The 25,968-nt window shown below is 45.1% G+C and carries 20 protein-coding genes; 3 read left to right on the plus strand and 17 right to left on the minus strand.

The features are described 5' to 3' along the window. Nucleotides 1-91: 91 nt before the first annotated feature. From AB1K83_RS13435 to AB1K83_RS13450, 4 genes are all read right to left on the minus strand, one after another. Nucleotides 92-3,049, minus strand: coding sequence for an S-layer homology domain-containing protein (locus tag AB1K83_RS13435; RefSeq protein ID WP_413058717.1), 2,958 nt, complete (start codon nt 3,047-3,049; stop codon nt 92-94). 118 nt (nt 3,050-3,167) lie between these two features. Continuing rightward, nucleotides 3,168-3,299: a hypothetical protein gene (locus AB1K83_RS13440; RefSeq protein ID WP_413058718.1), complete on the minus strand. Its 132-nt coding sequence runs from the start codon at nt 3,297-3,299 to the stop codon at nt 3,168-3,170. 49 nt (nt 3,300-3,348) lie between these two features. After that, a complete protein-coding gene (locus AB1K83_RS13445; RefSeq protein ID WP_413058719.1) occupies nt 3,349-4,599 on the minus strand; it encodes an S-layer homology domain-containing protein in 1,251 nt (416 codons plus the stop codon). Nucleotides 4,600-4,909: 310 nt separating this feature from the next. Next, the gene (locus tag AB1K83_RS13450; protein ID WP_413058720.1) at nt 4,910-5,773 is read right to left on the minus strand and encodes a hypothetical protein; all 864 of its coding nucleotides are present in this window, start codon (nt 5,771-5,773) and stop codon (nt 4,910-4,912) included. Between the two features lie 814 nt (nt 5,774-6,587). Here AB1K83_RS13450 and AB1K83_RS13455 point away from each other — a divergent pair. Beyond that, nucleotides 6,588-6,770, plus strand: coding sequence for a YARHG domain-containing protein (locus AB1K83_RS13455; RefSeq protein WP_413058721.1), 183 nt, complete (start codon nt 6,588-6,590; stop codon nt 6,768-6,770). Between the two features lie 92 nt (nt 6,771-6,862). Here AB1K83_RS13455 and AB1K83_RS13460 read toward each other — a convergent pair whose 3' ends face one another. From AB1K83_RS13460 to AB1K83_RS13510, 11 genes are all read right to left on the minus strand, one after another. Beyond that, the gene (locus tag AB1K83_RS13460) at nt 6,863-8,584 is read right to left on the minus strand and encodes an AAA family ATPase (RefSeq protein ID WP_413058722.1); all 1,722 of its coding nucleotides are present in this window, start codon (nt 8,582-8,584) and stop codon (nt 6,863-6,865) included. A gap of 80 nt (nt 8,585-8,664) precedes the next feature. Continuing rightward, a complete protein-coding gene (locus AB1K83_RS13465; protein WP_413058762.1) occupies nt 8,665-9,867 on the minus strand; it encodes a J domain-containing protein in 1,203 nt (400 codons plus the stop codon). 1 nt (nt 9,868) lies between these two features. Beyond that, nucleotides 9,869-11,104 carry a tetratricopeptide repeat protein gene (locus AB1K83_RS13470; RefSeq protein WP_413058723.1) on the minus strand — a complete coding sequence of 412 codons (1,236 nt, stop codon included), beginning with the start codon at nt 11,102-11,104 and terminating at the stop codon, nt 9,869-9,871. Nucleotides 11,105-11,113: 9 nt separating this feature from the next. Then, complete coding sequence (locus AB1K83_RS13475) at nt 11,114-12,844, minus strand: Hsp70 family protein (protein WP_413058724.1); 1,731 nt, start codon at nt 12,842-12,844, stop codon at nt 11,114-11,116. Between the two features lie 16 nt (nt 12,845-12,860). Continuing rightward, the gene (gene grpE, locus AB1K83_RS13480; protein WP_413058725.1) at nt 12,861-13,667 is read right to left on the minus strand and encodes a nucleotide exchange factor GrpE; all 807 of its coding nucleotides are present in this window, start codon (nt 13,665-13,667) and stop codon (nt 12,861-12,863) included. A 205-nt stretch (nt 13,668-13,872) separates the two neighbouring features. Beyond that, a complete protein-coding gene (locus AB1K83_RS13485) occupies nt 13,873-14,946 on the minus strand; it encodes a PP2C family serine/threonine-protein phosphatase (RefSeq protein ID WP_413058726.1) in 1,074 nt (357 codons plus the stop codon). Nucleotides 14,947-14,991: 45 nt separating this feature from the next. Further along, nucleotides 14,992-15,801 carry a vWA domain-containing protein gene (locus AB1K83_RS13490; RefSeq protein WP_413058727.1) on the minus strand — a complete coding sequence of 270 codons (810 nt, stop codon included), beginning with the start codon at nt 15,799-15,801 and terminating at the stop codon, nt 14,992-14,994. A gap of 60 nt (nt 15,802-15,861) precedes the next feature. After that, nucleotides 15,862-16,647, minus strand: a complete 786-nt coding sequence (locus tag AB1K83_RS13495; RefSeq protein ID WP_413058728.1) for a vWA domain-containing protein — start codon at nt 16,645-16,647, stop codon at nt 15,862-15,864. Nucleotides 16,648-16,665: 18 nt separating this feature from the next. Then, on the minus strand, nt 16,666-18,813 hold the full coding sequence (locus tag AB1K83_RS13500; protein WP_413058729.1) for a protein kinase domain-containing protein: 2,148 nt from the start codon (nt 18,811-18,813) through the stop codon (nt 16,666-16,668). An 8-nt stretch (nt 18,814-18,821) separates the two neighbouring features. Further along, nucleotides 18,822-19,391: a PIN domain-containing protein gene (locus AB1K83_RS13505; protein WP_413058730.1), complete on the minus strand. Its 570-nt coding sequence runs from the start codon at nt 19,389-19,391 to the stop codon at nt 18,822-18,824. Between the two features lie 4 nt (nt 19,392-19,395). Next, entirely contained in the window at nt 19,396-20,454 is a 1,059-nt protein-coding gene (locus AB1K83_RS13510) for a hypothetical protein (protein WP_413058731.1), read from the minus strand. Between the two features lie 153 nt (nt 20,455-20,607). Here AB1K83_RS13510 and AB1K83_RS13515 point away from each other — a divergent pair, with 153 nt between their 5' ends. Continuing rightward, nucleotides 20,608-21,123, plus strand: coding sequence for a helix-turn-helix domain-containing protein (locus tag AB1K83_RS13515; protein ID WP_413058732.1), 516 nt, complete (start codon nt 20,608-20,610; stop codon nt 21,121-21,123). A 301-nt stretch (nt 21,124-21,424) separates the two neighbouring features. Here AB1K83_RS13515 and AB1K83_RS13520 read toward each other — a convergent pair whose 3' ends face one another. Both AB1K83_RS13520 and AB1K83_RS13525 read right to left on the minus strand, forming a co-directional pair. After that, nucleotides 21,425-22,711, minus strand: a complete 1,287-nt coding sequence (locus AB1K83_RS13520; RefSeq protein ID WP_413058733.1) for a hypothetical protein — start codon at nt 22,709-22,711, stop codon at nt 21,425-21,427. Beyond that, entirely contained in the window at nt 22,708-23,787 is a 1,080-nt protein-coding gene (locus tag AB1K83_RS13525) for a hypothetical protein (protein ID WP_413058734.1), read from the minus strand. The genes AB1K83_RS13520 and AB1K83_RS13525 overlap by 4 nt, the downstream gene beginning before the upstream one ends. Nucleotides 23,788-23,953: 166 nt before the next feature. On the opposite strand from AB1K83_RS13525, the gene AB1K83_RS13530 reads away from it, so the two are divergent. Continuing rightward, nucleotides 23,954-24,934 (plus strand): DUF5050 domain-containing protein, encoded by a 981-nt coding sequence (locus AB1K83_RS13530; RefSeq protein WP_413058735.1) that lies wholly within the window; start codon nt 23,954-23,956, stop codon nt 24,932-24,934. Nucleotides 24,935-25,968 lie beyond the last annotated feature (1,034 nt).

Consider the following 25,968-nt stretch of genomic DNA (forward strand, 5'->3'; position numbering starts at 1 on the left):
CTTCTCCCCCTTAACCATTTTTATTTGTAATTATAAGAAATGCCCCACGCAAATCTGATCCATTCTCGTGGGGTGTTTGATTGGTACCGAATTATTTCACAATGATCTCCCGACCGAAAATCGCCAAGTTTCCATGCCAGTCTTGAACAGGGGTACTTCCACTTTGAACTAGTTTCACTTTCAGATTATTTACTGTACTAGATTGTAAATTGACGTTTAGCGTATTGCTTACAGAGCTTTGATAGGTAGTAGAAAGAACTACCTCGAGTACCAAATCATCATTATCAAATACCTTGTTTCCATTTACATCTAAATAAATCAAATCGCTCGTTGTTCCATTCCATACAACATTGTCCGCTATAGAGGCTTTCACATTGGCCACATAGGTATGGGCGTCTGTGATCGATTGAACGACTGAAAGAGAGTCAGGATGCACAGTTCGCCCATTCAAAGTAACACTTATATCTTTGGGAAGTAAGGATCGGACTTCCTTATTTAGTCCCAAGATGAGCGAAGTCCCGTTCGATCCTATAGCTGCGCTGCTAAGTTCTGGTTGGACTCCACTGACAAATGTCACATCACCAGAGCCAGGAGCCACAATCGTGTTTCCAGCATTGTCCCGAATATTATTGACTGTTAAAGTCGCAGTTTTGGTCGCAGTAATCCCCGAGGACGGCACATGAATTGTGACAACTGCCGAAGTGGCTCGGTCAGCAGAGCCAGTGATGGTTGTGGTGACATAAGAACCGAATGGCAATGCCTTGCCATCCCATGTGTAATTGTTAATATCTTGTACAGTTGCTAAATTGATACCGCTATCATTATCAACCACTCGATACGTTGCTGTTTGTTCAACACCTGGTGCCACACCTGATGGAACAGGATTGTTTGTAACGTCATATACGACTGGGCGTGTGTTATCATACGAAGCCACATTTTCCACCACGAACGACTGGGCAGCGATGGCATTCGGATTTGGGAGGCCCGCTTTGTCAACGACCGTGTTGGCAGGAAGCCGCAATTGGTACATTCCATTTGGCAAGGAATGGTGGATCGTTAATACGTTGTTCGCAATCTTTGCATTATTTGGTTGATTATATTTTAAAGTAATCGCCGTAGGAACACCTGTCTTTTGATCAATAATTGTTACTGATTGATTCGAACCAGTTGCAATATCTTCGGTGAAATTGGCAATAATTTTGCCGTCTTTATATTCAATAGCAGTAATTGCCGGAGGGGTTGAATCCTTCTCAAATGTGACGTTTGTAGAATATAATGCTGCACTATTGCCAACAGTGTCTTTTACGTCTGCATCGACAAATAAAATAGCTTGGTAGGCATCTCGATAAGCTAGGCCAGGCCCTGTTAACACAACGGTTTTAGCATCCTTTCCAGAAGTCGCAACCAAATTCGTAATAGCTCCATTTGAATGCACAAGACGGGCTTTTCCTTGGAAAGTAGCTAGATTCATCGCTTTGTCGTAGGTCAATTCGATTTGATTTTCCCCGACCACTTTCATATTTGTCACGGTTGGAGCCACGGTATCGGTTACAATCGTTACCGTTGTTTCCACTGGATTCGGAGAAGAGAAGTTCTGGTTATAGTCCTTCACATTCAACAATTTAATGGTTGCTGTTGTCCCTGCCGGAATGGCTTTTCCTGCGGTAACTTGTAACAGGTTCGGATTTTGTGGATCGTTTGCCACAGTCGCGACGGCATCATTCACATAGGCAATCACTCCCGAAGCACTGACAGGCTCATCAAATAGCAAGGAAAAATTATTCGTAGACGTTTTCGCCGCAGCCGAGCCCGAAACAAGTTTTGGAGCCACATTATCTTTCGCCTTGACAATCGTCGTATATTCTTCAAACTTTCCTCCCGATGCAGCTTGGACCGCATCCGTCGATTTGAAAGCATACTCACCATCGAAAATCCAGTTCGCTGTGATGGTCAATTTCTTACCGTCTTCCGACAAGGTACCAGTGAGCTGTCCAGGGTTCACTGTCGCCCCGGTCACCATGGTGAACACAAGATTTCGAACCGTATTAGAGGAATCCAACACTGTGGATTTCGCGACGGGTGCTGAAAACGTTACTTCCACTTGTTTGGCGTTAATTGCTTTGACATCGGTTACAAAACGATCGTCTGTGCTAAATTCAAATGTAATAGAAATCGTTTTTTCGACTTTCGCTTCACCTTTAACCAAATTCACCATATAAGTGCCGACAGTTTTGCCTTCAGATACTTCAGCAGTGACACCTTTTTCCGTAATTAAGGATGAGACGTACTTCCGCACAGCAACAAGTTTATCAGCATCGCTTGCCAATGGGCCCTTCGCCACGGAAACGGAACCCGCTTTTAATTGCTCCGCGGCTGCCTCAATCGCCACCTGATCTTCATCCACTTTTGGTGTCAGAAACGCTTCACTCCGGAAGACAAAGGACGCCATCTGTCCCCGGGTGACAAAAGTATTCGGAGAAAATGTAGAGGGGGTTGTCCCCGTCGTAATTTCATTGGCATACAACGCCCGGACAAATTCGATATGCCATTGTTTATTATTGATATCTTTAAATGGTAGTGAAGTAGTCTCCAAATCCTCCAAATTAAAGCCCAGGACAATAATTTTCGCCATTTGAGCACGAGTCAAACTACCAGTCGGTTTGAAAGTATTATCCTCATACCCCGAAATGATGCCTGCCTCAACAAGCGCAGCAATATACCCGTAGTACGGGCTCGTCTTACGAACATCGGTGAATCCCGGATCCTTGACATTTACGGTATCCAATTCCAACACTGAAGCCAACAACTTGGCAGCATCCTGACGGGTGATGGCTTGTCCTGGCTTAAATGTTCCATCGGGATACCCATCAATCATTCCTTGAGAGGAATATTTCATTACCGCTTCGAAAAAGTGGTGGCTTGGAATATCCCGTACGTCGGAAAACGTCAGGCTTTCCGATTGTGTATGTACCGGTGCAACGGCGACTGCTGCTACAGCCGCTGTAGCTAATGTTGCATTGAACGCTTTTTTGTAGATTTTTCGATTCATCCTCTTGACCCCCATAGTTTTATTATTTCAATTTCCAACCCGGTTATATCTGTCTAAAGATTCACTATCTATACAGATAGCAACAAGTAGACTGGCCTATTAAAATCATACTATAAAGCTAAAAGAATTGGAATTTTTGTGTAACTAATAGGGCTTGGGTCTGTCCAATTTCTTCGCCACCAACACGTTCAACTTTGATTGTGTTATCACCTTGCTTGTAGTTATCATGGACCTTTTGTTCTTCATGCAAAAAACAACCCTCTGAATAAAATCAATCAGAGAGCTGTCAAAATTCCTGTTTATTTCAATTCGGTCAAATTAGCTGCATCCATCCTTTTAAAGAAAGAAGAGATATGAGATCTCTTTAACCCTCCTGCTGCATTATATGCTTCAAAAGATGGACTATTCGTTAGATGATGCTTAGCTAAAAACTGGTATGCTCCCTTCACATCGGTTGGTCCTCCTTGGCTGCTGGACAAGATTTGGGCTACAGTGCCGCGGGTAATCTGCTTATTCCGAGCCGCCTTATCCTTATAGCCTTTTAGCGGGAAATTATACTTTTTCAAAGCAATGTAAGCCCCATCAATGTTGAAGGAATTAGATTTTCCATCCAGGGATGTATTAATATTATAATACTTCGTAAAAATAGAGACGAATTGGGATTCCGTCAGTGTGTTTTCAGGTTTGAACGAGCCATCCTGGTATCCTTGCACTAATCCTTGCTTGACCGCCCATCGAACTTCTTCCAACGCACCATGTCGAGTCATGTCTTTGATGATCGGCAAGAATTTGTTCTCCAAGTCATAGGTCTCGTACGTTGCACCCTCTCCGCTGACAATTGGGTAACTATCCCCTTGGTAAAATACATTAAGACTACGTGCAGTCTGACCACTAACTTCGATATTGTCAATATAAAGACCGCCCGCATTTTTCAGAGTTACAACATTGCTGATTCCTGGCAATACTGATTTACTCGGAAGTTCAACGTAATCCCGATGGTTGAGTGGTTTTTGAAACGCATCTGCAGCAATCATTTGCACTTTACTATTCACAGGCAATGTGAAAATATGCTCATATCCATTTAAAGTGAGCAGCTTATTACTCGATAAGGATGAGAAGTTAATGTAATTTGCTTTAGTAATAGTTGGCCCTACAAATCCTTTCACCAATTTCTGCAGGGGTACAAAGTTAAAGTTGTCAGCGTAACTAACGGCGCCTGCAAGTTCTTTCGGATAATAGACAAGAATCAAACCATCAGAAGTGATCAAAAATTTGTGATAGGTATATCGAAATTCCCCTACAATAAAACCCGGAAAACGCTCCGTGATATTTATATCCGAAACATGCTCCGTTCGGGACAAGTCAATTTTAGTATCCGTGTGAATGTATGCTGTAAAACCGGCATCTTTCAATAAATATGAGTAGACATACGGAGAGACTTCAGCGTCTTGCCCTACCCACCAATCGGCAGGCGATGCTGCATTGGCTACTGGTGTATGCCATGCACTAGCAAAAAACATTAATGCCAGACTTAAAACAATCTTCTTCAATTGAACTACCACCTCATAGTAAATTTTGTTATACAAATGATACAATAGTTAGATGTCCATGTCTATGTAGATATGATTCTAGTCCTATTCAGTAAATAGTTACTGTTGACCTTAGCTGCTCTTTTTCATGTAAAGAGGCGTTTCCATATATGTGATAAGGCAAAAAACGAAGAGCCTCAGATATCACTGAGGCTCTTCGGTGTTATTTTTGATAGAATACATTGAGATCATAGTCGTACTCATTTGCATTCCATTTATATGCTCTTGCGCCTCTGCTTCTTCATTCGATTTGACCATTCAAGATTCCCCCCTACTTCTTTGTCGTGAGTGTGTTCAGCATTGCCCAATACCGCTCCATGGTGGGTTCATCCAGCCACGCACTTCCATCTGTCCGTATGGAAAAATTGTAGAGGTACTCGCCATCCACAAACGCCCCGTCATAGAAAACGGTCCCATCCGGAGCGGAGGAAGTGAAGAGATACCGAACTTTATCAAACAGAGGATAATTATAGAGATGGGTTAGCGTCGGTCTTACCTCCCAACCATGCTCTTCTTTCATCATTTCGTGAAAATCTGTAAATGCCATCATTTGTTCTTCCGGGTCTTCCTTCAAGTTGTTTCTGTGAATAGAAATAGGGAAAGGTTCCCCACCTACACGAACGGCATCTCCGCCTATGTGAAGATTGCTGTAAAAGTCAGGATGATTCCAGTCATAATTTGATAGGGTTGTATACTCAACCGGATAAAACATGAAATCTTCAGGCATGGACATGAAAATATTGTTTTCGATATAAGTTGTTTCGAACATTTCCTCAAAATGATTGTTTCCAATATCAGAGACAATCTTGATCATTTCTAGTTTTCCGAAAATCTGGTCGGTCATCTCCGTCATGATGACCGCTTGCGAAGCCTCTTCATCAAAATTAGGAATATCGTCGACCTCATTTTCAAACATCTTTGAAGCATTATTCTTATCATTTTCATCTGTTTGATTACCTACGATTTCCTGACTGACTTCATCGGGCTTGCTAGGTTCATTTTCTACTAGTTTTGGTTTGTCCGGAACAAAAGCCGGTAAACTGCCATCCATAAGCAAATTGGCGATAATGAATCCGCTTAGAAGGCCGCCGCCTATGATTGAAAAGTATAATAAGTTTTTTCGGTAATTCTTCATATTGATCCCCCTTGTATTGCTTAATAGCAGGCGACCCGAGAGAAGCCTGTCCAATAGTTGATCCATCGAACTAAATTGTGGTGATAAGGCAAGATATTTCTAAAGCAACCGAGGGTGCGTTTGTCAAAAAAGACAAGCAACAAAGTACTCAAATGTCCCATCGGGATACCCGCTAATCTTCACGTTTGAAATGGTTTCATAACCACTTCTTGTAGTTTCGTAATTATCCTTCCGTTAACAGCCCACTCCAAATTCGTCCTTCTTTCTATTTCAAGACGATGGAAATAGCTCTATCAAAATAGTACTACATACTTCAAGTGGATTGGAATTTCGAGGAAACTATACATCTCAATTGAGCTTTAATTGAAATTGCTCTCCACGGAGCTTTTCCTTAGTTCGATGAAAATAATAATCTGGCACCCAAACTCTTAGCACAACCTTTTTCCTGTGTTATCGAATATTATAGAAGTTTGAAGTATAATTTTTACACAAGATACTGAAGACACCTTGAAGAATGGTTCGACCAAAGGAATGTTCACAATAAGAGAGGAGGGAAAGCGATTCGGTTTGCTCCCATATATGTCATTAATCCAGCAAGATACGTAATGGAAGTACTGGCTGCAGGTAATAAAACAAGAATCTCGCTAGATGGCACAGAGATCGGATTTATCGAAAAAGCGGGAGAAACAGCTGAATTCGGCCCTTTTTAGCGGGAATCTATGCAATCCAAATGACAACGCTGATCGATGGGGAGAAGTTCATGAGGAGATCCAAGCGAGTCTGTCTGGCACCAAACATATAGTTAATCTAAGTTTTGCTTCATCTGAGGAAGCAGAAGCGAAATGAGATTTACGCCCGATCTGGCTATTTCTTTGAGTCCAAAGAGCTGCAATCCTATTTAGTTTCACAATCCTGGTACTATCCTGACCCATTCTACGACGGCTCTCTGACTGAATTGGAAAAGCACAATGTCCACTTCATTAAATCGTTTGAATAACCACTATAAGCCGGCTCCTGGAATTCCTGGAAGCCGGCATTATTTCCTTATATAAATTTAGGAAATAATGTATGAACTGTACTATTGACACCTTAGCAAAAAGCAGCGCGGATGTCGCTTTCGGTAATTTCATTCAGATTAGTGCCGCCTTCTTCCGCAAGGCGGTTGCTTTGCTCCATCCGGATTTGGTCGACGATATTTCGCACCCATCTGGCGTTTCCTTGGATACGCCCTGTGTAATCCGCTTCTTTTATTAACTTTTCCAAATAAAGGTGAGCCTTGTCCGTCAATTCGAATGAAAATCCGGCTAATGCTCTTCGTGTAATTTCCGTAAGTTCGAATGCCGAGTACTCCGGGAATTTCAAACAATAGGGAATGCGCGATTCAAAGCCGGGATTCATCTGAATGAGATGGCGCATTTCATCTTCGTACCCCGCCAAAATGACGACCATCCGATCGCGTCGGTCCTCCATCGCTTTGATGAGGATATTGACGGCTTGGGCTCCGTAATCGTTGTTCCCTCCGGCTGCCAAGGCATATGCTTCGTCAATGAAAAGTACGCCGCCATCCGCCCGGTCGAGAATTTTGGTCATATTCGCTTCCGTTTCCCCGATGTAGCGTCCCACAATGGAGGAGCGATCTGCTTCGATAAATGTGCTGGATGGCAGGAAACCGACCCCGTACAGGAACTTTCCGATGATGCGGGCGACAGTCGTCTTACCTGTGCCGGGCGGTCCGGCGAAAATCATATGCATGCCAACCGATGCGCTTTTCATTCCGAGCGCTTCTCTCTTTTGCTCCATAGCCACAAAATTCATGATGCGCTTCGTCTCCCGCTTCAGCTCGGATAGCCCAACCAGAGCATCCAATTCTTCCAGCGCCTCATCGCGTATTTTCAGCAGTCCGGCTTCCGCCCCTTCATCCCGCATCGGCGAGCGGCCCAATGCTTGCCGGATATCTTCGACCATGATTTTCCCGATGTTCTCGTCACCCTCTTGCCGGGCCACTCGTATATGATGCTGTTTCACGATGCGATCGGAGAAATTGCGAGCCCAACGGCCATTCCCTTCGATGCTGCCTTTCTTTCCCTCCCGCGCGATTTCCCGCTTCAGCTCTCCGATTGCCTCGACACAATCAAACCCTTGGCTTCGCAGTAGACGGACGGTAATCCGCGTCAACTCTTCCGGGGTATAATTCGGAAATTCGAACGTATATGGGATGCGGGAGGACAATCCTTCATTCATCTTCATCAATTGCTTCATATCCGCCCGATATCCCGCCAAAATGATAACCAGATCATCCCGCTCATCTTCCATCGCCTTGATGAGCACGTTGATCGCTTCCGGTCCAAAATCGTTCCCTTCACCCACAAGCGCGTATGCTTCATCAATAAAAAGGACACCGCCCTTCGCCTTCCCAAGGATTGCCTTCATATTCGCTTCCGTCTGGCCTATGTACTGGCCGACAATATCCGAACGGTCGACCTCCACGAACTTATGCAGCCGGTTAAAGCCGATTCCATACAAGATGTCCGCGACGGTCCGCGCCACTTCAGTCTTTCCTGTTCCGGCATCCCCGGAAAACATCATATGACGCATCGGCTTCTTCTGACGGCCGATTCCGCGGCTTTCCATCTTTTTTTGCCCTTCAATCTCCAACGCCAGCATGCTGATCTCGCTTTTGATTTCCGCCAGGCCAATCATTGAATCGAGTAGTCCCATCGCCTCGGCAAGCACGTCTTCACGTGCCCGCACCGGCTCGGCCGGTTCATTTCTCATTTCCATTCGCTGCTCCGCCGCATCCTTCCCACTCAATGGTATCGCCTCCTATTCAACAAAAAGAAGGAGCGTAACTGTTCGCCACGACTCCCTCCTCCTTTTTCTGTATACCGCCCCTATCCGAAAAACATCCCGATCAAGGCAACGATGATGACGATTAAGAACAGACAGCCAATCAGGTTCCAGATAGCCCTTGCGAAATAATAGTAAATGGCTCCCGCTGCGATTCCTCCTACCGGGCTTAGCGGGCCTGACAATATGATGCCTAGGATGATGGCGATGAGAATATTCCCTCTATCCTTGACTGGAACCGGGGCATGATAGACTTCCCGAGGGGCACTTTCATACACGGGCGTCTGCCGGGCCGCCTCCTGTCGTCTCTGCCCCCGTTCCCCTTCGTGCTCTTGTTCGTGCTCCTGTTCGGCTACGCTGGATCGCAAATCACGGATTGCATCATCTATATAACCATGGCGACCATCATTCATCTGTTCCGCCAAATCGCAAATGTCCTTGACGTGACCAAGAGTGATATAGTCCTGTTCATGGATGTAATCGATCATTTGCGAAAGGATGGACTCCCTTTCCCTTTCCGATTTCGGCAAGGAGAGGATGGCATATTTCAGCCTGCGCTTTTCATTGGCTGAAATATCGACGATCCCCTCCAGCGTGATGTAATCAAGGAGCATGTGAACATGCTCAATATTCAAAGCGGTTTCCCGGACAAGGCGGTTATAAAAGTTTTTCACATCATTGAATTTGTCCTGGCGGTATAATGTATTAGCATAAACACGCTGGTAATGGACGGGCTCCGGGTTGACTTCGAGCAGTTTCGTCGCAGACTTCTCCGCTTCCCAAGCATTTCCGGTCTCCATGTAGGATAAAGCGCTATAAAAATAGAAGAATTCCTTATCTTCCTGAGTATCCAACTCCAATAGGCTCAACTGATTCAGCGCGGCGGAATAATTCTCGGTGCGATACTCGCAAAGGACCCGTTTGGCTATCAAATCCTCTGACGGCCCGTTGCGCAGCATCTCCTTTTTGATCAGCCGGATTGCTTTCTCATAATCCTCTTTCTCCATGGAGCTTTCAATTTCCTCAAGCGCCGCGATCGACTCGGGATCGGCGAAAAGGACGGCGTCATACCGCTTCCGGCTTACCGCGTCAGATAATGTCTCATACGCCTTTCGCAATTCCATGAATTCTTCGGGGTGTTCCTCGTTCGTGAAAACCCTGATTTTCCGGTAATACGCCCTTTTAATTTCATCGGTGGACGCTTGGATAGGGACGTCCAACAAATCGTAATAGCTCATCTCCGCCATTTTATTCACTTGCCATCACCAGCCTTAGCATCATTTGCGCTTCCTGGCCCACCCAGCCTGCCGACGGATGATCCGCCAGCTCCCGCAGAACGACAATCGCTTCGGATTGCTGTCCGAGCGCGTACAGCGCCTTTCCCTGTTGCAGACGAATCGCCTCGCGATAAGGCGATTCCTCGTGGTGGATGCTAGCAGGCTCCGCAAACCGTTCCGCCACTTGCAGCACCTGGTCATACGCCTCCTCTTCCAAGCGGCTGACTGCCAGGAAATAGTCGGCATCATCCGTAAAATAGGCAGGCTCTTCCGACCGGACCGCCATTTCCAAATAGGCGACCGCTTCCGGAAAACGGCCTTGACGATATTTTTCATATCCGCTCAAGTAGTAATTCTTCGCGATATGGGGAGGGATGAACAGCGGCTGATCCGCGACGGAACCGGGTACCATTTCCGGTTTCTCTTCCCTTTCCGGTACGGATTCTGCCGCCTGTTCAGGAGTTGTCCTGCTGTTCTCCATTTCCGCTTCGGACTCCACAATAACCGGGCTTGCAGCAGATGACTCCATTTTCGAAATTTCCTCATTCGCTTGCTCGGGAGACGTCTTGCTGTCAAACAGCAAAAAGGCGGATAAAGAGATAGCGGTAAGTGCCGCGGCATACAAGGCCACCATATGCTTATTCATCCGGCGTTTTTTGACGACTGGTACGGCAGTTGTTTCCAGGGACGATTGGACAGCTAAGAGGACACCGGCAATCGTCTCCTCATCCAGTGCGTGAACAGGTAACTCCAAAGCGAAACGGGCTAAAGCTTCCTCCCGAAAACGGGCGAGCAGCAACGTTTTCGCCCGATAAACGTCTAGGGGGATCGCCAAATCCCCCGCCCGTTCCATTGCATCATCCAAAATGGTGAGTGCCTGTTCCGCATTTCCTTGCTGGATTTTCAAAACTGCGCTGTTATATTCGGCGATGAGCGCTTCATATGCAGTCCATTTCACTTCAATCGCTCTTTTCAGCCGCTCCGTCCGTGGCAGCAGTTCAGCGTCTTTTATTTCATCCAGATATCGAAGGGCGATATGCAAATTCCCAATTTTACTCTCCAATACCGCCTGATGCCACAAAATCAATTGCCTGTCGCCGCCGGCAGATTCCAGAGCCTTCAAAGAAGCGAGTGCTTGCGTATATTTCTTTTGCCGTATTTTCTGTTGGATAAGGCTAGCCAGATTATGCACACGTGTCGAATTCATGCCGCCACCTTACACAAGCTCAATCAGCAGATCGAGCAGCTGTTCATCCAATTTTCGCAATGCGGCATTATCCTCGGCAGCCACCGCTGTTTCGATATCCGCCAAAATCCGTTCAATCCGGGTACGGTCTTCAGGAGAGCAGTCATCCATCATCTTTTCGGCGTTATGGATCGCTTTTTTCATCCCTTCATAGAGATCGGCGTCTAACCCTTCCTGCTCCATCCGCTCCATCGATCGTCTTTTCTCCTTGGCTGACATGACTCCTTGCTGGGACTGAATCACTTGGGTCACTTTATGCCCCGTGCTTACAATGACTGCGGAAATCTGGATAATACCATTGATGTCATAACTGAAACTGATTTCCACTTCCTCCTGCCCGGCCGCATTCGGCGGGATTCCTTCCACATGGAGTTCATCGGAAACGAGCTGGTTTTCACTGACGAACCGACCTTCCCCTTGGTATACTTTTACGTTCACCGATGTCTGATTATCGCTGACCGTATTGTATGTTTTTCTTTCCGTCACCGGAATGGCGCTGTTTTTACGGATGATAGGATCAAAATAACCTGGGATGATCTGGTTGTTCACTTTATTGACAATTTCGATACCTAGTGTATAAGGGCACACGTCAATCGCGACAAGCCCGACAGCGGAATCGATTTCCCCGCTTTTCAGGGCTGCTTGTACAGCGGCGCCGGTGGCCACCACTTCATCGGGATTGATATCTGTCCGAACTTTCTTACCGAATGCCTTTTCCACATATCCCCGAACGAGCGGAATCCGTGTCGAGCCGCCGACCATCAGAATCTCGCTCACTTGATCTTTGGAGATGGCTGCTTCCTCCAGCGTTTCATTGATCTTTATTATCGTCGATTCGACTTTTTCGCGGATGGCATTCTCGAATTCAATGCGGGTCAGCTGACCTATGAAACTGACGGGTAGATTATCCTTCAACCCGATAAACGGCAAGGAGATGTCCGTCTCCACTTGAGTGGATAGCTCGATTTTCGCGTTCTCCGCCGCTTCTTTCAACATGTAGTACAGCATATTCGCATCCTGGGCGGCTTCTTCCATCGGGAAGCCATTCGCTTTCAGGAACTTGTCTTTGATCAATTTGATGATCGTCTCGTCAAAATCCGTCCCGCCTAGGAAGTTGTCCCCTGTGCTAGATTTCACTTCGATGACGCCATCAAATAATTCGACGAGGGAGACATCGAACGTTCCACCGCCCAAGTCATATACGAGGATAAACTGGTCTTCGTCCAAATTATCGTGGCAGAATGCTAGAGCTGCAGCAGTAGGTTCATTGATGATCCGTTCGACCCGTAACCCCGCCAACTCTCCAGCGATTTTCGTCGATTTCCTCTGGGCATCCGTGAAATAGGCCGGAACGGTGATGACAGCTTCTGTCACTGGTTCCCCCAGTTTCTCCTCCGCGCTTTTCTTAAGATATCTCAGGATCTTGGAGGATATCTCCTCGGGTTTGTATGTGCGCGCCCCGACTTGGACTTCCTCCTCTCCTCCCATTTTCCGCTTCACTTCCAGCACGGTATGGCGCGGCATGGAAGCGGCACCTTTCTTGGCAGAGGAACCAATCACTTCCTCCCCATTCGGTTTCAATTGAAATGCGGAAGCCGTCGTCCGCTGATCATTGCCATTCAGGATAATTTCGGCTTCGCCGTCCTTGTACATAGCCATCGCTGAATTGGTTGTGCCTAAGTCGATTCCGATGATAGCCATTCATATTTCCCCCTTTTTATAAAACAGTCTTCACCAACGCATCTTGAATCACTTTGCCGTTCCCTTCGAATGTGAAGGCTCTGCGGAACACCACGGCTACTTGGTAGGTTTGCAAGCCCGGCTCAGTCTCTTTAGCGGGAACAGTCCCAAGCGACTCCATATAATCGCCGTCGAAATCCTTCCCGTAAACCTCTATCTCATGGATTCCCAAATCTTTCAATAGATTAAGAGAATGTGTCACCACGGCTTCCAATTTCTCCGAAACTTGCGCATTCTCCTGGGCATACGTCAATCGTACCCGATCAAACAAATTAAATATCTCGACGGCCGTTTTGGCCATGGAATATTGGTCTTCCATCGCGCCCTCTTTGAACCGGCCCAACTCTTCCTGCAACGGGCCGGCCATCTGCGCATTGTCGATCAAATCCTGTAGCGTCTGGAAGCTCTTGTATGTAAAGCGTTTGAATTGCTGAAGATCCTCTTTCGTTGCAGGCAATTCCGCGGTCTCCGCCGCAAATTCCTCAAGGGAGACCGTCGTCAACCGCGCTAGCTCCTCTTCCAGCAAATCCTGCAAATCTTCAGGAGGATCGCTGGCAGATACATGTAAAGTACTCATCCATTTCTCCATTTCCTTTATATTTTTCAATCCATTCCTGCTCATCACGTAACATTCGTTTGACAAGACATTCAGCTGTCTCTGATCAATCATTCGTAAGGATCCTAGTTGAATCAACCTGTTGATAAACAATTCTTCTTTGATTAGAAGGTAGCTATATAGGGAGTAAAGAAAGTGAATCCGCTCCAACCGTTCCACACTGTTCATCCGAATCCCCCTTACTAATCAAAAAGACCCGTTATTCTGAATAGGCGATTGCACTAATACAATAGCATTACTACTAAATTGATACAATAATGGAAACATGTTAAAGTTTAATCTCACCAAACACAGCAGTCGAGAAAAGATAGCCCCTGCTGTAATTCGCTATTTCAACTGTAGTTATATAGTTATAAGTTTTACACTTCTCCGATCATTCGGAGTCATCCGTGCTGCTGCACGTTTGACCATCGGACTCTTCATCGGTTGGATGCCCGGACTCCATTGCTTCGGCTTGTTCCCGGCCTTCTTCCTTCATATCCTCTTCCATGTCTTCATACTCAAAGTGTTCATCCAAGTAATCAACATCGACATCGTCCACATAATCCGTTTCGTCCAATCCGGATTCCTCCTCATCATCCTCACCGAATATGCGAGGGGCCAAGAGTTCGTCGATCGTTTTCCCGGCATGTGCCGTTGTGACTTTCGTGGCGGTATGCACCCGTGCGGCTTCGGCAGTGAGCAGCCCGGAAGGCTCCATAGTGATCGGATCTCCTTTCGACGCGGCCAGGACGGCGATGGAGCAATCATCATCCGTGTTCTCAATGAGTGCAATGAGCAGGGCGTTCAAGTCTTCGGAGAAAGTGTTGGTCGTCGCTTTCTGGAAATGATCTATGATGACCCCCAGGTTTTGGGTATCCAGTCCTTGCGATTTGCTGTAGAATGAAGCCGCGGAACCGTCGGACATGATTGCAAAACCCGAATCTTCTTTCACGGTTCCCCTGTAAATTCGGAAATGCTCATGTAGCGCATCCATGCTGACAAAATAGGTTTCATTTTCATAGAGCCCATTTTCCGGTTCTGACAGGATTTCCGTATTTCCGCCTTCATATTTTACAATGATGCCGTCCCCGACATGCCCTGCAATGTAGTCTTCGCCTTTCGTCACGACAAATAGCAAAGTGGACGAAAATTCCTCTTTGTTCCTGTCATGGTCGAGAACAAGGACGTTTAACTGCTCATGCAAGTAAGCATGGAGTTCCCCGGCTATGTCACGCGATTCCAATGTATTCAATCGGTCAAAACGATCGCATAAATAATAAGCTAACTTCGTTACAACCCTTTCCGCGCCTAGATGGGAATGTTCATACGATCCAGCCCCGTCCGCCAGAATGATGGCGTGGGCGCCGTCCAATTCATTGTGGACGGCGCGATCCTGGCAAGGGGTGCCCCATTCGGCGTGGCTTGTCCCGCGCGTATATGCACTCGACGATCTCCAGTGCCGCATGTCTCTCAACTCCTACGTCAAATTACATGTTCACCATCTATCAACCTAGCTATATGTTGATAGATTGCCCTTTTTAAAACGTTCAAATACATCAAATACTTGAAATGGATCCGGATTATTCGGATTCGCATCAAATGCGACTGGAAGCGTGCCGACAGATATCGTCAAATGTTCGAAGAATGCGAGGATATCGGTATCTTCCAAGCGCTTTACACTGTTAAGGCCGGTTGAAAACTGTTCCAAGAAATACAAGTCCTTCACTTCATCACCCAATGCGATAATGTGAACTTCCATATCGGTCATTTTCCGGAAGCGATCGAATTTGGACTTGGCTTCCGTGAACTCCATATCCGTTTTTTGGAGCGGGTCCGCGACCCAGTACTCTTCTCCATTTTCCACCAGTTCCGCATACTCATATCGGGACGGTTCGCCGTCTGTCATGATGAGCATGATCGGTTTTGTATTCGAAATGCCGATCGAATGGTAGGCATCGATCTGGTCTTCAATATTGTCCAGCGCCATTATGATTGCAGGACAAAGCGGCGTATTGCCGTATGCTTCGAAAGTTGGCACGGCCTGATTGCGGATATCGTCAAAATCGACCGCCAGATGGACCCGCTCCTCCCCGCCGAACGTTATGATGGACAAATCGAGACTGTCGCAGATTTTCGGGTCTTCCAGCAGTACATCATAGAAAGCTTGAAGCCCCCGATTGACTTTGCCGATATTATCATTTAGTTCCATCGTCCCGCTAATGTCAATGACGATGACGAATGGAATTTTCTTACTGCGCCGATTTTCCAGACCGGCCAGTTTCATTTTTTTTCGGTTAATGCGCTCCATCAAAGTTGTCATCACTATTCCTCCCAATATGGAATTGAAAGGGATGCCGCTCTAGGGCATCCCCTTGCCGCCTTATGAGCGGATTTGGTTCCATGGCGATACGACTCCCCTGCTGTCGTCATTGACAAGGTCCAACCGGCTTTCCGGATTTGGAACCGCACGGGTCAGCACCGAAGTACTGCGGCTCAGAAGTTTGAAAAACTCGACAATATTGTCCTGGTCCGCCATTTTCAGTACGTTCCCCGGGGAGGAAGCGAACTGTTCCAGAAAGAACGAATCGGTGATACCTTCTCCCACGCCGATCGTGATGGACACCAAGCCTTGCTCTGCTTTAAACTTATTAAACCGTTTCAGTGTATCCTTGAACTCTTGGTCTGTACTTCGCAAGTAAATCCCGTATCCCTCTTCATCCACTTGATTGCTTAACGTAGGTTCGCCGTCCGTCATGATGATCATATGAGGTGGATGGAAATAGATCCCTTGACTCGAATAAATGCCTAGCTGCTCTTCCAATGCTGAAATCCCTTTTTCAATCGCATCGCATAATGGCGTAATGCCTGCGGCTGTGAAGACAGGGAATCGCTGCTCCCGCAAGTCCTCAAAATCGACCGCCAGCCGGGTGCCCCGATTGCCGAATTCCACAATGGCCACTTCGATATGGTCACAAGTCTTCGGGTCTTTCAGCATTTCTTCTCGGTAGATAGAAAGCCCTTCATTTAATCTAGTGATATTGTCATTGTCTTTCATCGACGCACTCGTATCTACTAATATGCAAATCGGCAATTTCGTCCCTTTCCGTGCCGCAAGGCTTTCATTCTTCTTTTTGATGCGTTCAATCGTTTTCATTAATTCTGACATCTGCAATCACTCCTTGTATTAGTTGTTCCACAGTTTCTTCAGGAAACCGAATAGACCAGGCGTTTGTTGCGGACTTGAGGAACCAGGGCCGCTTTTGGCTGATTTTTGGTTATTCGCATTCGCTTTGGACGCTTGCGAATAGGGGCCCGCATGCTTGGTGGATGTGGGATTTTTCGCAGGTCCCTTCGGAGTTTGGGCAGCCGAACGAGGTCTCGGAACTGTCCGGGTCTGTTGCGCAGAATGTCGCCCGCTGGAGGAAGCCGGCCGGTTATTGCGCTTGGACAGTAAGACCATTTCAAACTTTTCCCGGTCTTTATGATCTTTATCGGGATCAAGGAAGAAATCATAAAGCAATCGCTCGACATTTTGCGGGTTTAAGCTCGCTTCCCATTCCGTCTTGAGCGCTTGCCGGTCTTTTTCAGGCAGGCTGTCATCATTCAGCCATTTTTTGATTTGCGTATCATAAATATTGATGCACTCGTTACAGTACAAGTACGTTTCATCCGAACGTAAGCTGCTCAGCACTTTGTTGTAATGGTAATAATATTCTTTTCGGCAATTCTTGGACGAGCAATGGAAGTGGATCGTATTCTGTTCAGCGATGGCGAAATTGTCGTAGACCATCTTATTACTGGACGGATTCATCTCCACGTGTTTGATGTAGCTTTCAATGCCTCTCATCATTTGAGTGGTGGATGGCCTGAAATCCTTGCCCTGGCTCGCGAATGTCGCGTAGAACATGCACTTCAAATATCTAGGCAAATGGGAGTGCGTATAATTGGCCACAGTCGGAGCTTTCTTCTCGTTGCGGTTCGGATCGGGTTCCACCTCGACTCCAAATGTCTTTTGGATGAATTTGGCATCCTCTTCCTGGATTTTATACGGATAGAGCCGCTTCCGCGTATTGTCCTGCAAATTTCTTCCTGTCGGGTGCTGGTAAGGATGCACGTTGTTGAAGATAATATTGAATAGCAAGATCGCTATCGTGAAACATTCATTTTCAATCGTTCTCGGAATGAACCCTTTGGTCTCACGTTCCTGAAGCCATAATGGATCGGTGAATTCAGGAGTCTCGAACATGGATGGAAACCCTTCAATCTGGCAACTATCTAAGTCGATAATGTAAATCTGGATATCTTCGGGACTTTTCGCGTCGACTAAAATATTTTCCAAGTTTACATCACCCATGATGATGCCGTGTGTGTGCAATTTCTTCATTTTAATAATAATCTTTTTAGCAATAGTCAATAGGTCGGATCGTTTGAACCCTTCAAATGGATAAATATTTTTTGTTATGATGTCCATAAGTACTGTGCCTTCCGCCCGATCCATAACGATTCCCACTAGCTGTCCGTTGGCATCCGTCAATTTATATTGGGGTAGGATGATATAGCGGTCATTCACTTCAAAGCGCGGGTCGCCCAACAGCACATCGAGACGCTCATTCCGGCGCCGGATGTCTTGCTGGAACTTGAAGCAGTTCGGCAAATGCGTCTGGATGTCCGGCACGGTCTTGTAGATTTTCGCCAGCTTGCCATGGCTCAGTTCGAATATGTCAGCTTCCCCCCCACCATCCATGCGGTGTCCAAGGGCGATTGGTTGTCCTTCTAGATAGACGACATCCCCTTCTTCCGGCCTTACAGTCTTATATTCCATGAACCCGCACTCCGGGGAGAAGCTGATCACTTTGGCTAGTCCCGTATCGATGAGTCGGTCCGCCAACCTCTCGGCGTTTGGATGACTTGTAAGCAGGACGGCACGCTGTTCGCTCCCTGACGCTTTCATCTGATTGACAAAACTACGGTAAAACTCTAGCTCGTAGCCGGCGATATCGTCGGGCCTCGGGTCGATGCCGGAACTGAAATACGACTCCGTCTCGAAGAAATCCATATATCCGTTCAAATATGCGTTGATGACCCGCTTGAAGGAGTGATTCTGCTCGATTTTGAGGGCATTGATCGCATACTTGCCGATGAACATTTTGTAGTTTGGATTGACGGCACGCGTATCAGCAACAAGCTGGGGCACGTAGTTTTTGATGGCTTGTTCGATCTGCTTACGCTGATCGGCCGAGTAATCCTGGTTCAACATATCGTAGAAGAAATAATGATCCACGAGCAATAGCTCTTGTCCGTTTTCAGCATCAATGGAAAAGGTCACGTTCATCGTAGTACCTACTTTCTTAAAATTTCAGAATCAAAACGCTTGGCTTCACGCTTTTCCGGGTCGAGCAGCCATTCATGGAGCTGCTCGTTCCGCAAGTCGACAAACAGCGCTTTCACGGAAAACTTGGATTCAACTGACTGCAATAGATTCAAGTTCAGCACATCGGTCGCAAGCCGGCGGTCATTGGTCAGGAGGGCCACGTTCGTATGTCGCCGCAGCTCCATGAAGATGGTCAGCAACGCGACATCATTAAATCGGCCGACTGTCCCGGTATAATCGGAACGCATGATCTCTGCGTAATTTGCCTGGATGAGGCGTTTTGCCAGCTCCCAGCCGTCCATCGCGTCGGTACGCGTCTGTAAATTTTCAGAGCCCGGCCGCTGGCTTAGATTCTCCAGCTCAGCGAGCGCCGCCTCCGGGATCAAGATGCGGAAATCCTTTACATTCTTTTTCTGCAATGTTTCATTATAGTTGTCGACAAGCGTCGAACGGATGAAGCGCTGGAACTCTTTGTGCATCAACCCGTTGGAGTCGAAGATGATGAAGTGATTGGATAGGTCAATCCCGTTGATGATCATACCGTCACACCTCCTTGGTCGACAGTAATGCCAATGAATGGCGCGCCATTTGAACTTGGATTTGTAAATCCTCGACCGCATGCAGTTCAAGGGAGAGCAGCTCGCGCTGAAATTGATGCACTTTCTCCTTGAAATCCTCGTCTGTCGGGGAAGTGACTTCCAGTTCAAACAATTCACCGCGCAATTGTTTGATGAGCGGACGGCTTTCCGTATCCGAGCGATTATACAGATCAATGATCAATTCATTCAACAGAGCTATTGATTCCTCATCCTCTTCTACAGGCACTTCCACTTCCTCGAAGTCGATGTCCCAATCTAGGTCATCGTCCTCTTCGAAAACCGTCAAGTCGACCACTTTTGCATTTCCGTTCCCTTCCACATCCACCAAAAGGAGCTCCGTTTCTTCCTGCTCTTCTTCATCAATGCCTTCTTCCCATTGCACTGCCTCCTCGTCCGCTTCTATCACTGCGGGATCAAATGCTTTTTCCCTTATTTTCTCTTCCTTTGCAGCTCCAGTGGCGAAAATAGATTCATCAAATATGTTCATCAGTTCATCATCCTTTCCTTTTGTATTGTCATGGGAACTCTCCACTTCCAGCAGGAGTTCAAGTTCTTCCAGGCCGATGGACAAGTCCGCTGATGTCTTAAATTTGGCAAGCGTACCGATAACAACCTCCAAAATCAGCACTTTTTCCACAAAACTATCCGGGGATTCAGCGACAAGCGATTTAAAGAAATCTTCTCCTAGAAGCACGGTACTAGTTTCATAACCATTCTGGAATGATAGGTAAAACACGGGGGCCAGACTGGCATCGGGCAGCTTAGAGTACAATTCAAATTCCAATTCAGCCAGTCTCTCTTCATCCATCACCGACAAATGCAAGGCATCCAGAAAACGGGACTGGGAACCACTCATGTTCTCCGCAATCATCTTCAACTGTTCCGCTTCTTGGTGACAGAGGTCATCCAAAGCGTCTTCCCGGCCGAAAACATGAATAAATGTTTTGGTAAATTTTTCAAAACTACGGTGGTATGTATTCAGAGTATGATTTTTCAAAAGCATAGGGCAAAACCTCCTTCTAGGTTTATTAACTATTCGTCATAAATATAACTTAAAGTGATAATCATGTAAAGAGATTTATTTTAATTTAGTTAAAACAAGATTTTTTCCTGACAATCAGTTATAATCGACATTAATATTACAGGAGGAGTTATTATGAGTGATATTTCAAATCGGTATATTACGTTGGGCAAGAAAATTAAAGAACGACGAAAAGAATTGAAAATGACGATGACCGAGTTGGCCAATAAGACAGATTTGTCGCAGAGCGCCATCTCAATGATAGAAAACGGTTTACGGCAATCGACGCTGCAAACAATCAATCGCATATCGGAAGCGCTCGGCTATGATTTCTCTCAGATATTAGTGTCAAACGAGCCAACTTCTCTCGAAAAGAAGTCGGAGATGCCCTCACAAAAGCAAAATGGCGAACTGACGATTAAAGCGTTACAGTTCAACTTCTCCATGCAATTGATGCGCAACGAACCGTCTCTGCCAGATCATGAGTTAAACGAATTGATCACCGCTACCGTATTGGAAGAAGTGCAATCCATCCTATACGAAGAACATACACGCAAACGTTTGGAACAACGCCTTTCACACGTAATTAAAGAAGAAGTGGAACGCAAAAAACGAGAGTTGGATCAGACATTGAGCATTCTGGATATATGAATAGGTGCCTGTGCAACCTACCATTCGAACACTATTCGGACAATTCCGGTGTAGTATTTGCCACCTTTGTTGCAGTCTATTAAAATACTTACGGGACTATTATACTTGTTTATTGCGTATTATCATAGATGAAATAAGACTGATGCAGCATGAGAAAACTACCTCGATCAGCTCGATCGAGGTAGTTTCCTTTTTCTGAGCTGGAGTTTCTCGTCCACCAACTGATCTCGACGAAGGAAATAAAATGAGCAAAGCCCCCAGACCAGATGGTTTGGGGGCTATTTGAAAGGTAATTGTCGTGTCACTCTAAGCGATATTGTCTCTGATGCTGTAAAGCTTGTTGATAATAGAAATCTCTTCGTACGATTTCACAAGTCTCAAATGCAGTTTTCTCCTTTTGGCCATTCATATATTTTTTCCCTATTTTAAAAGCACTATAAAGAAGTCGACCTGCAATTAATATACCCGTTGGATCCGGCAGCACAGCTTCTAGAGCAAGACCGCCCAATGTATCGATTCCCAGTTCGATACCAATACCCAGTACACTGAAGGCGGTAAACTCTGCCAGAGACGTGATTGCCAGGGATTTAAATTGCTGAAACGCTTGTTCATGCGTCTGCCCCTGTCTTCGCAAACGAAAGTAGGTCAGGCTCGCAGCAGTTAGAGAAATGGCAAAAAACGTGCCATTGATTGCTAGCATACTTTCAAAAAAGGTTTCTAATCCTGCAATCGAATAGTCTCCGATTACATGAGCAATGCCTGTGTGAATCGTATATCCGATTGCTCCCATTCCAAGCCCCATGATTCCTGCCATCATGCTATGAATGGCTAAATCTTTACGCTTTTGAATCCAAGGGCGTGGATCCTTTCGAAGCTTTGCCCAATCAATTATCATACTGGCCGTTACATAAATAGCCGCAGACCCCGTCGCTGCAAGTGCCCCGGCTTCCCAAAAATTAAACGTGATCAGATCTTCATTGTAAGACAAGGTGTTTGCCAATTTATCATCGCCTGAAGATTTCAACTCTATATAGGCTTCATTTGTGGGGTTTTGTGTATTTCCATCATGTAAATGGGTTCGATGAGCTTCAGCTGTGGCAAACAAGATATTATCGGGATCAGCTGCTAAGACAGTATCCGTGGGATTTTCTTTAATTGTTTCTATATGATGCCCTTCGATCCCCGCAATAGGATAGGAAGTGCCGGGATCCCATTGTTGGATCTGCTGTTGCTGTTCCTCAGTGAAATAGGCTTTATTGCCATCATCGTCGATATACTCAAATACCTCTGTTGGAGCATTTACTTCTTCCTGAGCAAAAAAATGATAGATTTCCCACTCATTTTGAACGCCTTCCGATCTGGCATAGTCCATCGAAACACCGCTATCGATCGCTTGGCTTTGAACTAACTCTTCGTAGTTCCGTACAACCTCTTCTTCATATTGGAGATAGGCAAGCTCCTTTGGTTCTACTAAAAACTCATCCACCATCCAAGCAGAGGAGACGGATGTAACGGCAGCTCCTTCATAATAACGATTTGAAGAATGAAAGAGCTGTCGATTGCTATGTCTTAAGGGCTTTCGTATCATGCATACACCGTCTTTTTCGTTGTTTTCAGCATCAGCTTCGTCATTTCCGGTTTTACTTCAGGGTTTAGTTTCGCAAAGATATCAGAATAGACATTTTGGAAATAAAGTTGAGTGGGTGGTGTTAAATAAGTTTGATCCCAACATCCTAACAAATTGGATAAGCGCGCCAAATCAATTCCTTGCTTGAAAGAACTTTCTTGCTGAGTGAATAACTCCTGGGCACTTTTGAATTGTTGAATAGCATTTAAATTATATTCGTTAACGGCTTTTTGATCGATGCTTGGGGAAAGATGAGAAAACAGTCGTTGCGTCACCTTATTATAACGTGCGTGCAGACCCTTAAAGTTTTTCAATAGGTCTTTCTGGAGCCTGTTGTCCAATTTTTCAACACGTTCGAGTTGCTTGGGTGATAGGCTTTTAGCCGACGTAATAGTCTCTAACACGCTAATAATTTGTTCCGCCTGGATTTCAAACTGCTGGACTTTACTTTTCATGTACCGGTTGCCAAGTTCCAATGCCTCATTATGCAGCTGTTTTGCCCTTTTCCACATTGACGGCTGACAATTATCCAGAAATACACGCGTCGCACGATTGTAACGCTCGAGTGCTAACTTTTGAATAGGCTGTTCCGATGACTCCAAGTATGGAGTAATACGTTTCGTGTACAGTTCGATTAGCTCACTGCTTCCCGGAAACTTGTTCAATGCACTTTCAACTTGCTGAATGGCTTGTGCATGATTGGATTCATTGTTGATCAATTCAATCCATTGATGCATCTCATATTGCTCTTGGGTGAGATAGCTATGTAATGACTGTTTAATTGTTAAATCTAACTTGTCCAATTTTTTCTCTAAGTCATTCGTGTATGTACTCGTTATAGATGCCAACTGTTCCTTAAAACGTTGCTCGTAAAACTTCGAAAGACTTTCAATTTCTGCTTCTAACTGTTGATTATGTTGCTCTTGAAGTGCCGCAACATACTGATTTGCCTTCATTAAATGGTTGTTCACTTTGACAAACAATATTCCTATACACACTAGTCCAACCACAACCAAAGTCACTGTTATATATTCCATATTCCCTCCACCTCACTCATAGGTCCATAATATCATAGTAGTGAGTTTTCAGGAATATTACAATAGTTGTTCAGATTTCTGTCCTGCATGCATCTACTCTAGATTTAGTTCATAGTCAGTGATATGTTTAAATAGAAAAACAGATTTTTGTTAGGGGGATGCAGAAGTGAAACGATGGGCGCTAGTATCAGCAATATTAATAGCCATTAGCCTACTATTTCCTAACTTCATTGAAGCGAAAGAAGCTAAGGCAAGTTTGGATTTGAAAGGAGAAAACTATCAGTCGCGAAATTTCGCTGTCAAAAGCGGTGATATTTACTATATAAATAGTGGATCTCTAGAGAACAAAGCTACTGGCATATACAAATTGAGCAAAGACTTAAAAAAGTCCAGACTCATTACAAAAGGCAGCTATAGCAATATTACTATTTACGGAAATTCCTTTATTCTATTTAATGATGACGAAGGATTACTACAACAACTTTCCTTGGACGGCAAAGTCATTAAACAATATCCGGAAGTGAGTAGTAGCAGCTTCCAGATTGACGGTAATCTGATTTATTATTATACGCAAAAGGGTTTCTATCAAATAGGTGTAAACGGTAAAGGGAATAAATCCCTATACTCACCAAAGGGCTATGTTCAAGAGTATGCAATCCATAATGGATGGATCTACTTTACTTATACTGTCCCTGTGAGTAATGATCCCTATGATATGGATGTTACATTCAATTTGGCGAAAATTAAAATCAGCAGTCCAAAAAAAGAAACCTTACTGATTAAAAATGTTAAAAACATTGATTCCATCATAGTGAGAGACGGATATATCTATTCGGTCATTCATAGAAGTGATAATGATTTAAGTAGATATATTTATCGGATGGATTACAGCGGGAAAAACTTGAAACGCGTGTCTAATATAGAAGCATCTTCAGCTTTTATTGGTTCCAAACATATTTATTTTGTGAACAATACATTTGACGATACCCAGAAACTTTTTCGGATGACTGTGGACGGAAAGAATATTAAACAAGTCGGTAATATACCCGGTAGAAAGGCCAGTTTCGAGTATTATGATGGTGTATTCTATTTTGAAGTACAAGCCATAAAACAATACAAATTTTTTCTTCATAGAATTTCGATATAAAGTTTGAGTTCTAGATTAATTCAGGTAAATACCTTCTGACTGAGGAAAGGCTCCTTAGAGAGAAATCTCTGCGGAGCTTTTCATTTGATAAAATTTTGTTCTTTGAGCATATGAGGAGATTCTCTCTGGACGATCTGCACAGTATAGCAGACACTGCAAAATTTGATACTAGAAACCCTCGAACTTTGATCGATCCGGATACCTGGCTCCCTTTCCCTTACACAATATAATCTTCCTTAGAAACAACATCATTCGGCGCATCTTTGCTGGAGAACTTACCCTTCGTAAAACTGGCTAAAAGCACGGTGTGAGTACAGATGCTAGCAGCGCAGCAAAGAAAGCGGCCGTACTTTCTAAAAATTCGCCCATGAAGCCTTCAGATAACTTTTATCTCTAAAAGGCCTTGTGGGGAGAAATCAAACTTGCTTCCTTACTCAACACACCCCGTAAATGCTCTACCACCGCTTGTACCTCATGGCTGACCCCATATTAGACTGATTAAGATTGTTCACGATTGTAAATACATGCGTAAACAGAAAAATCCCCCAACCGATTTCTCGATTAGAGGACTCATTCGTCATCACTCAGCCGTCAGAATTTTTTTATAAATTGCTTGTTGCACAGGTACCTATTTTAAAAAGTATTAATGGAAAGCTATGAATTATTTATCCCACTTATGCGACGGTAGCGCTTATTTCTCAATTAAGGAAAAATTAATGTTGATACAAAGTATAGTAATAATTTCAACTATGAGGTAAAATATACTTACCGTTATTTTCTAGTGTTAAAGTTCTATAAAAGCGTAGGGCTTTAACAAATATCACAATCAGATTGTCGGTGATCCGCAATCACTAGTTAGGGCTCCGACAAACAAACGTTAAGGCGGTCTGCTCTAGAATCAATTGTTGGGCTAATCAATCAGTTTTGTCCAGCGTGCAGACATTAAAGCTGTCTACTCAAGCTCTGAAATTACGAAGCAAGCGGCTATTAAATAAGTTTACAAAGTCAACTTGTCTAGGATGAAGCATAAATCC

Origin of the sequence: Sporosarcina sp. 179-K 3D1 HS, assembly GCF_047228905.1 — a bacterium.
Lineage (GTDB): Bacteria > Bacillota > Bacilli > Bacillales_A > Planococcaceae > Sporosarcina.

Bases quoted from the DNA above. Each gene is read 5' to 3' on its own strand.
- AB1K83_RS13490 (WP_413058727.1), bottom strand. From the start codon at position 15,801: ATGACAACTTTGATGGAGCGCATTAACCGAAAAAAAATGAAACTGGCC.
- AB1K83_RS13485 (WP_413058726.1), bottom strand. From the start codon at position 14,946: ATGCGGCACTGGAGATCGTCGAGTGCATATACGCGCGGGACAAGCCAC.
- AB1K83_RS13500 (WP_413058729.1), bottom strand. From the start codon at position 18,813: ATGAACGTGACCTTTTCCATTGATGCTGAAAACGGACAAGAGCTATTG.
- AB1K83_RS13495 (WP_413058728.1), bottom strand. From the start codon at position 16,647: ATGTCAGAATTAATGAAAACGATTGAACGCATCAAAAAGAAGAATGAA.
- AB1K83_RS13520 (WP_413058733.1), bottom strand. From the start codon at position 22,711: ATGATACGAAAGCCCTTAAGACATAGCAATCGACAGCTCTTTCATTCT.
- AB1K83_RS13505 (WP_413058730.1), bottom strand. From the start codon at position 19,391: ATGATCATCAACGGGATTGACCTATCCAATCACTTCATCATCTTCGAC.
- AB1K83_RS13510 (WP_413058731.1), bottom strand. From the start codon at position 20,454: ATGCTTTTGAAAAATCATACTCTGAATACATACCACCGTAGTTTTGAA.
- grpE (WP_413058725.1), bottom strand. From the start codon at position 13,667: ATGAACAGTGTGGAACGGTTGGAGCGGATTCACTTTCTTTACTCCCTA.
- AB1K83_RS13470 (WP_413058723.1), bottom strand. From the start codon at position 11,104: ATGAATTCGACACGTGTGCATAATCTGGCTAGCCTTATCCAACAGAAA.
- AB1K83_RS13475 (WP_413058724.1), bottom strand. From the start codon at position 12,844: ATGGCTATCATCGGAATCGACTTAGGCACAACCAATTCAGCGATGGCT.
- AB1K83_RS13435 (WP_413058717.1), bottom strand. From the start codon at position 3,049: ATGAATCGAAAAATCTACAAAAAAGCGTTCAATGCAACATTAGCTACA.
- AB1K83_RS13450 (WP_413058720.1), bottom strand. From the start codon at position 5,773: ATGAAGAATTACCGAAAAAACTTATTATACTTTTCAATCATAGGCGGC.
- AB1K83_RS13465 (WP_413058762.1), bottom strand. From the start codon at position 9,867: ATGGCGGAGATGAGCTATTACGATTTGTTGGACGTCCCTATCCAAGCG.
- AB1K83_RS13515 (WP_413058732.1), top strand. From the start codon at position 20,608: ATGAGTGATATTTCAAATCGGTATATTACGTTGGGCAAGAAAATTAAA.
- AB1K83_RS13525 (WP_413058734.1), bottom strand. From the start codon at position 23,787: ATGGAATATATAACAGTGACTTTGGTTGTGGTTGGACTAGTGTGTATA.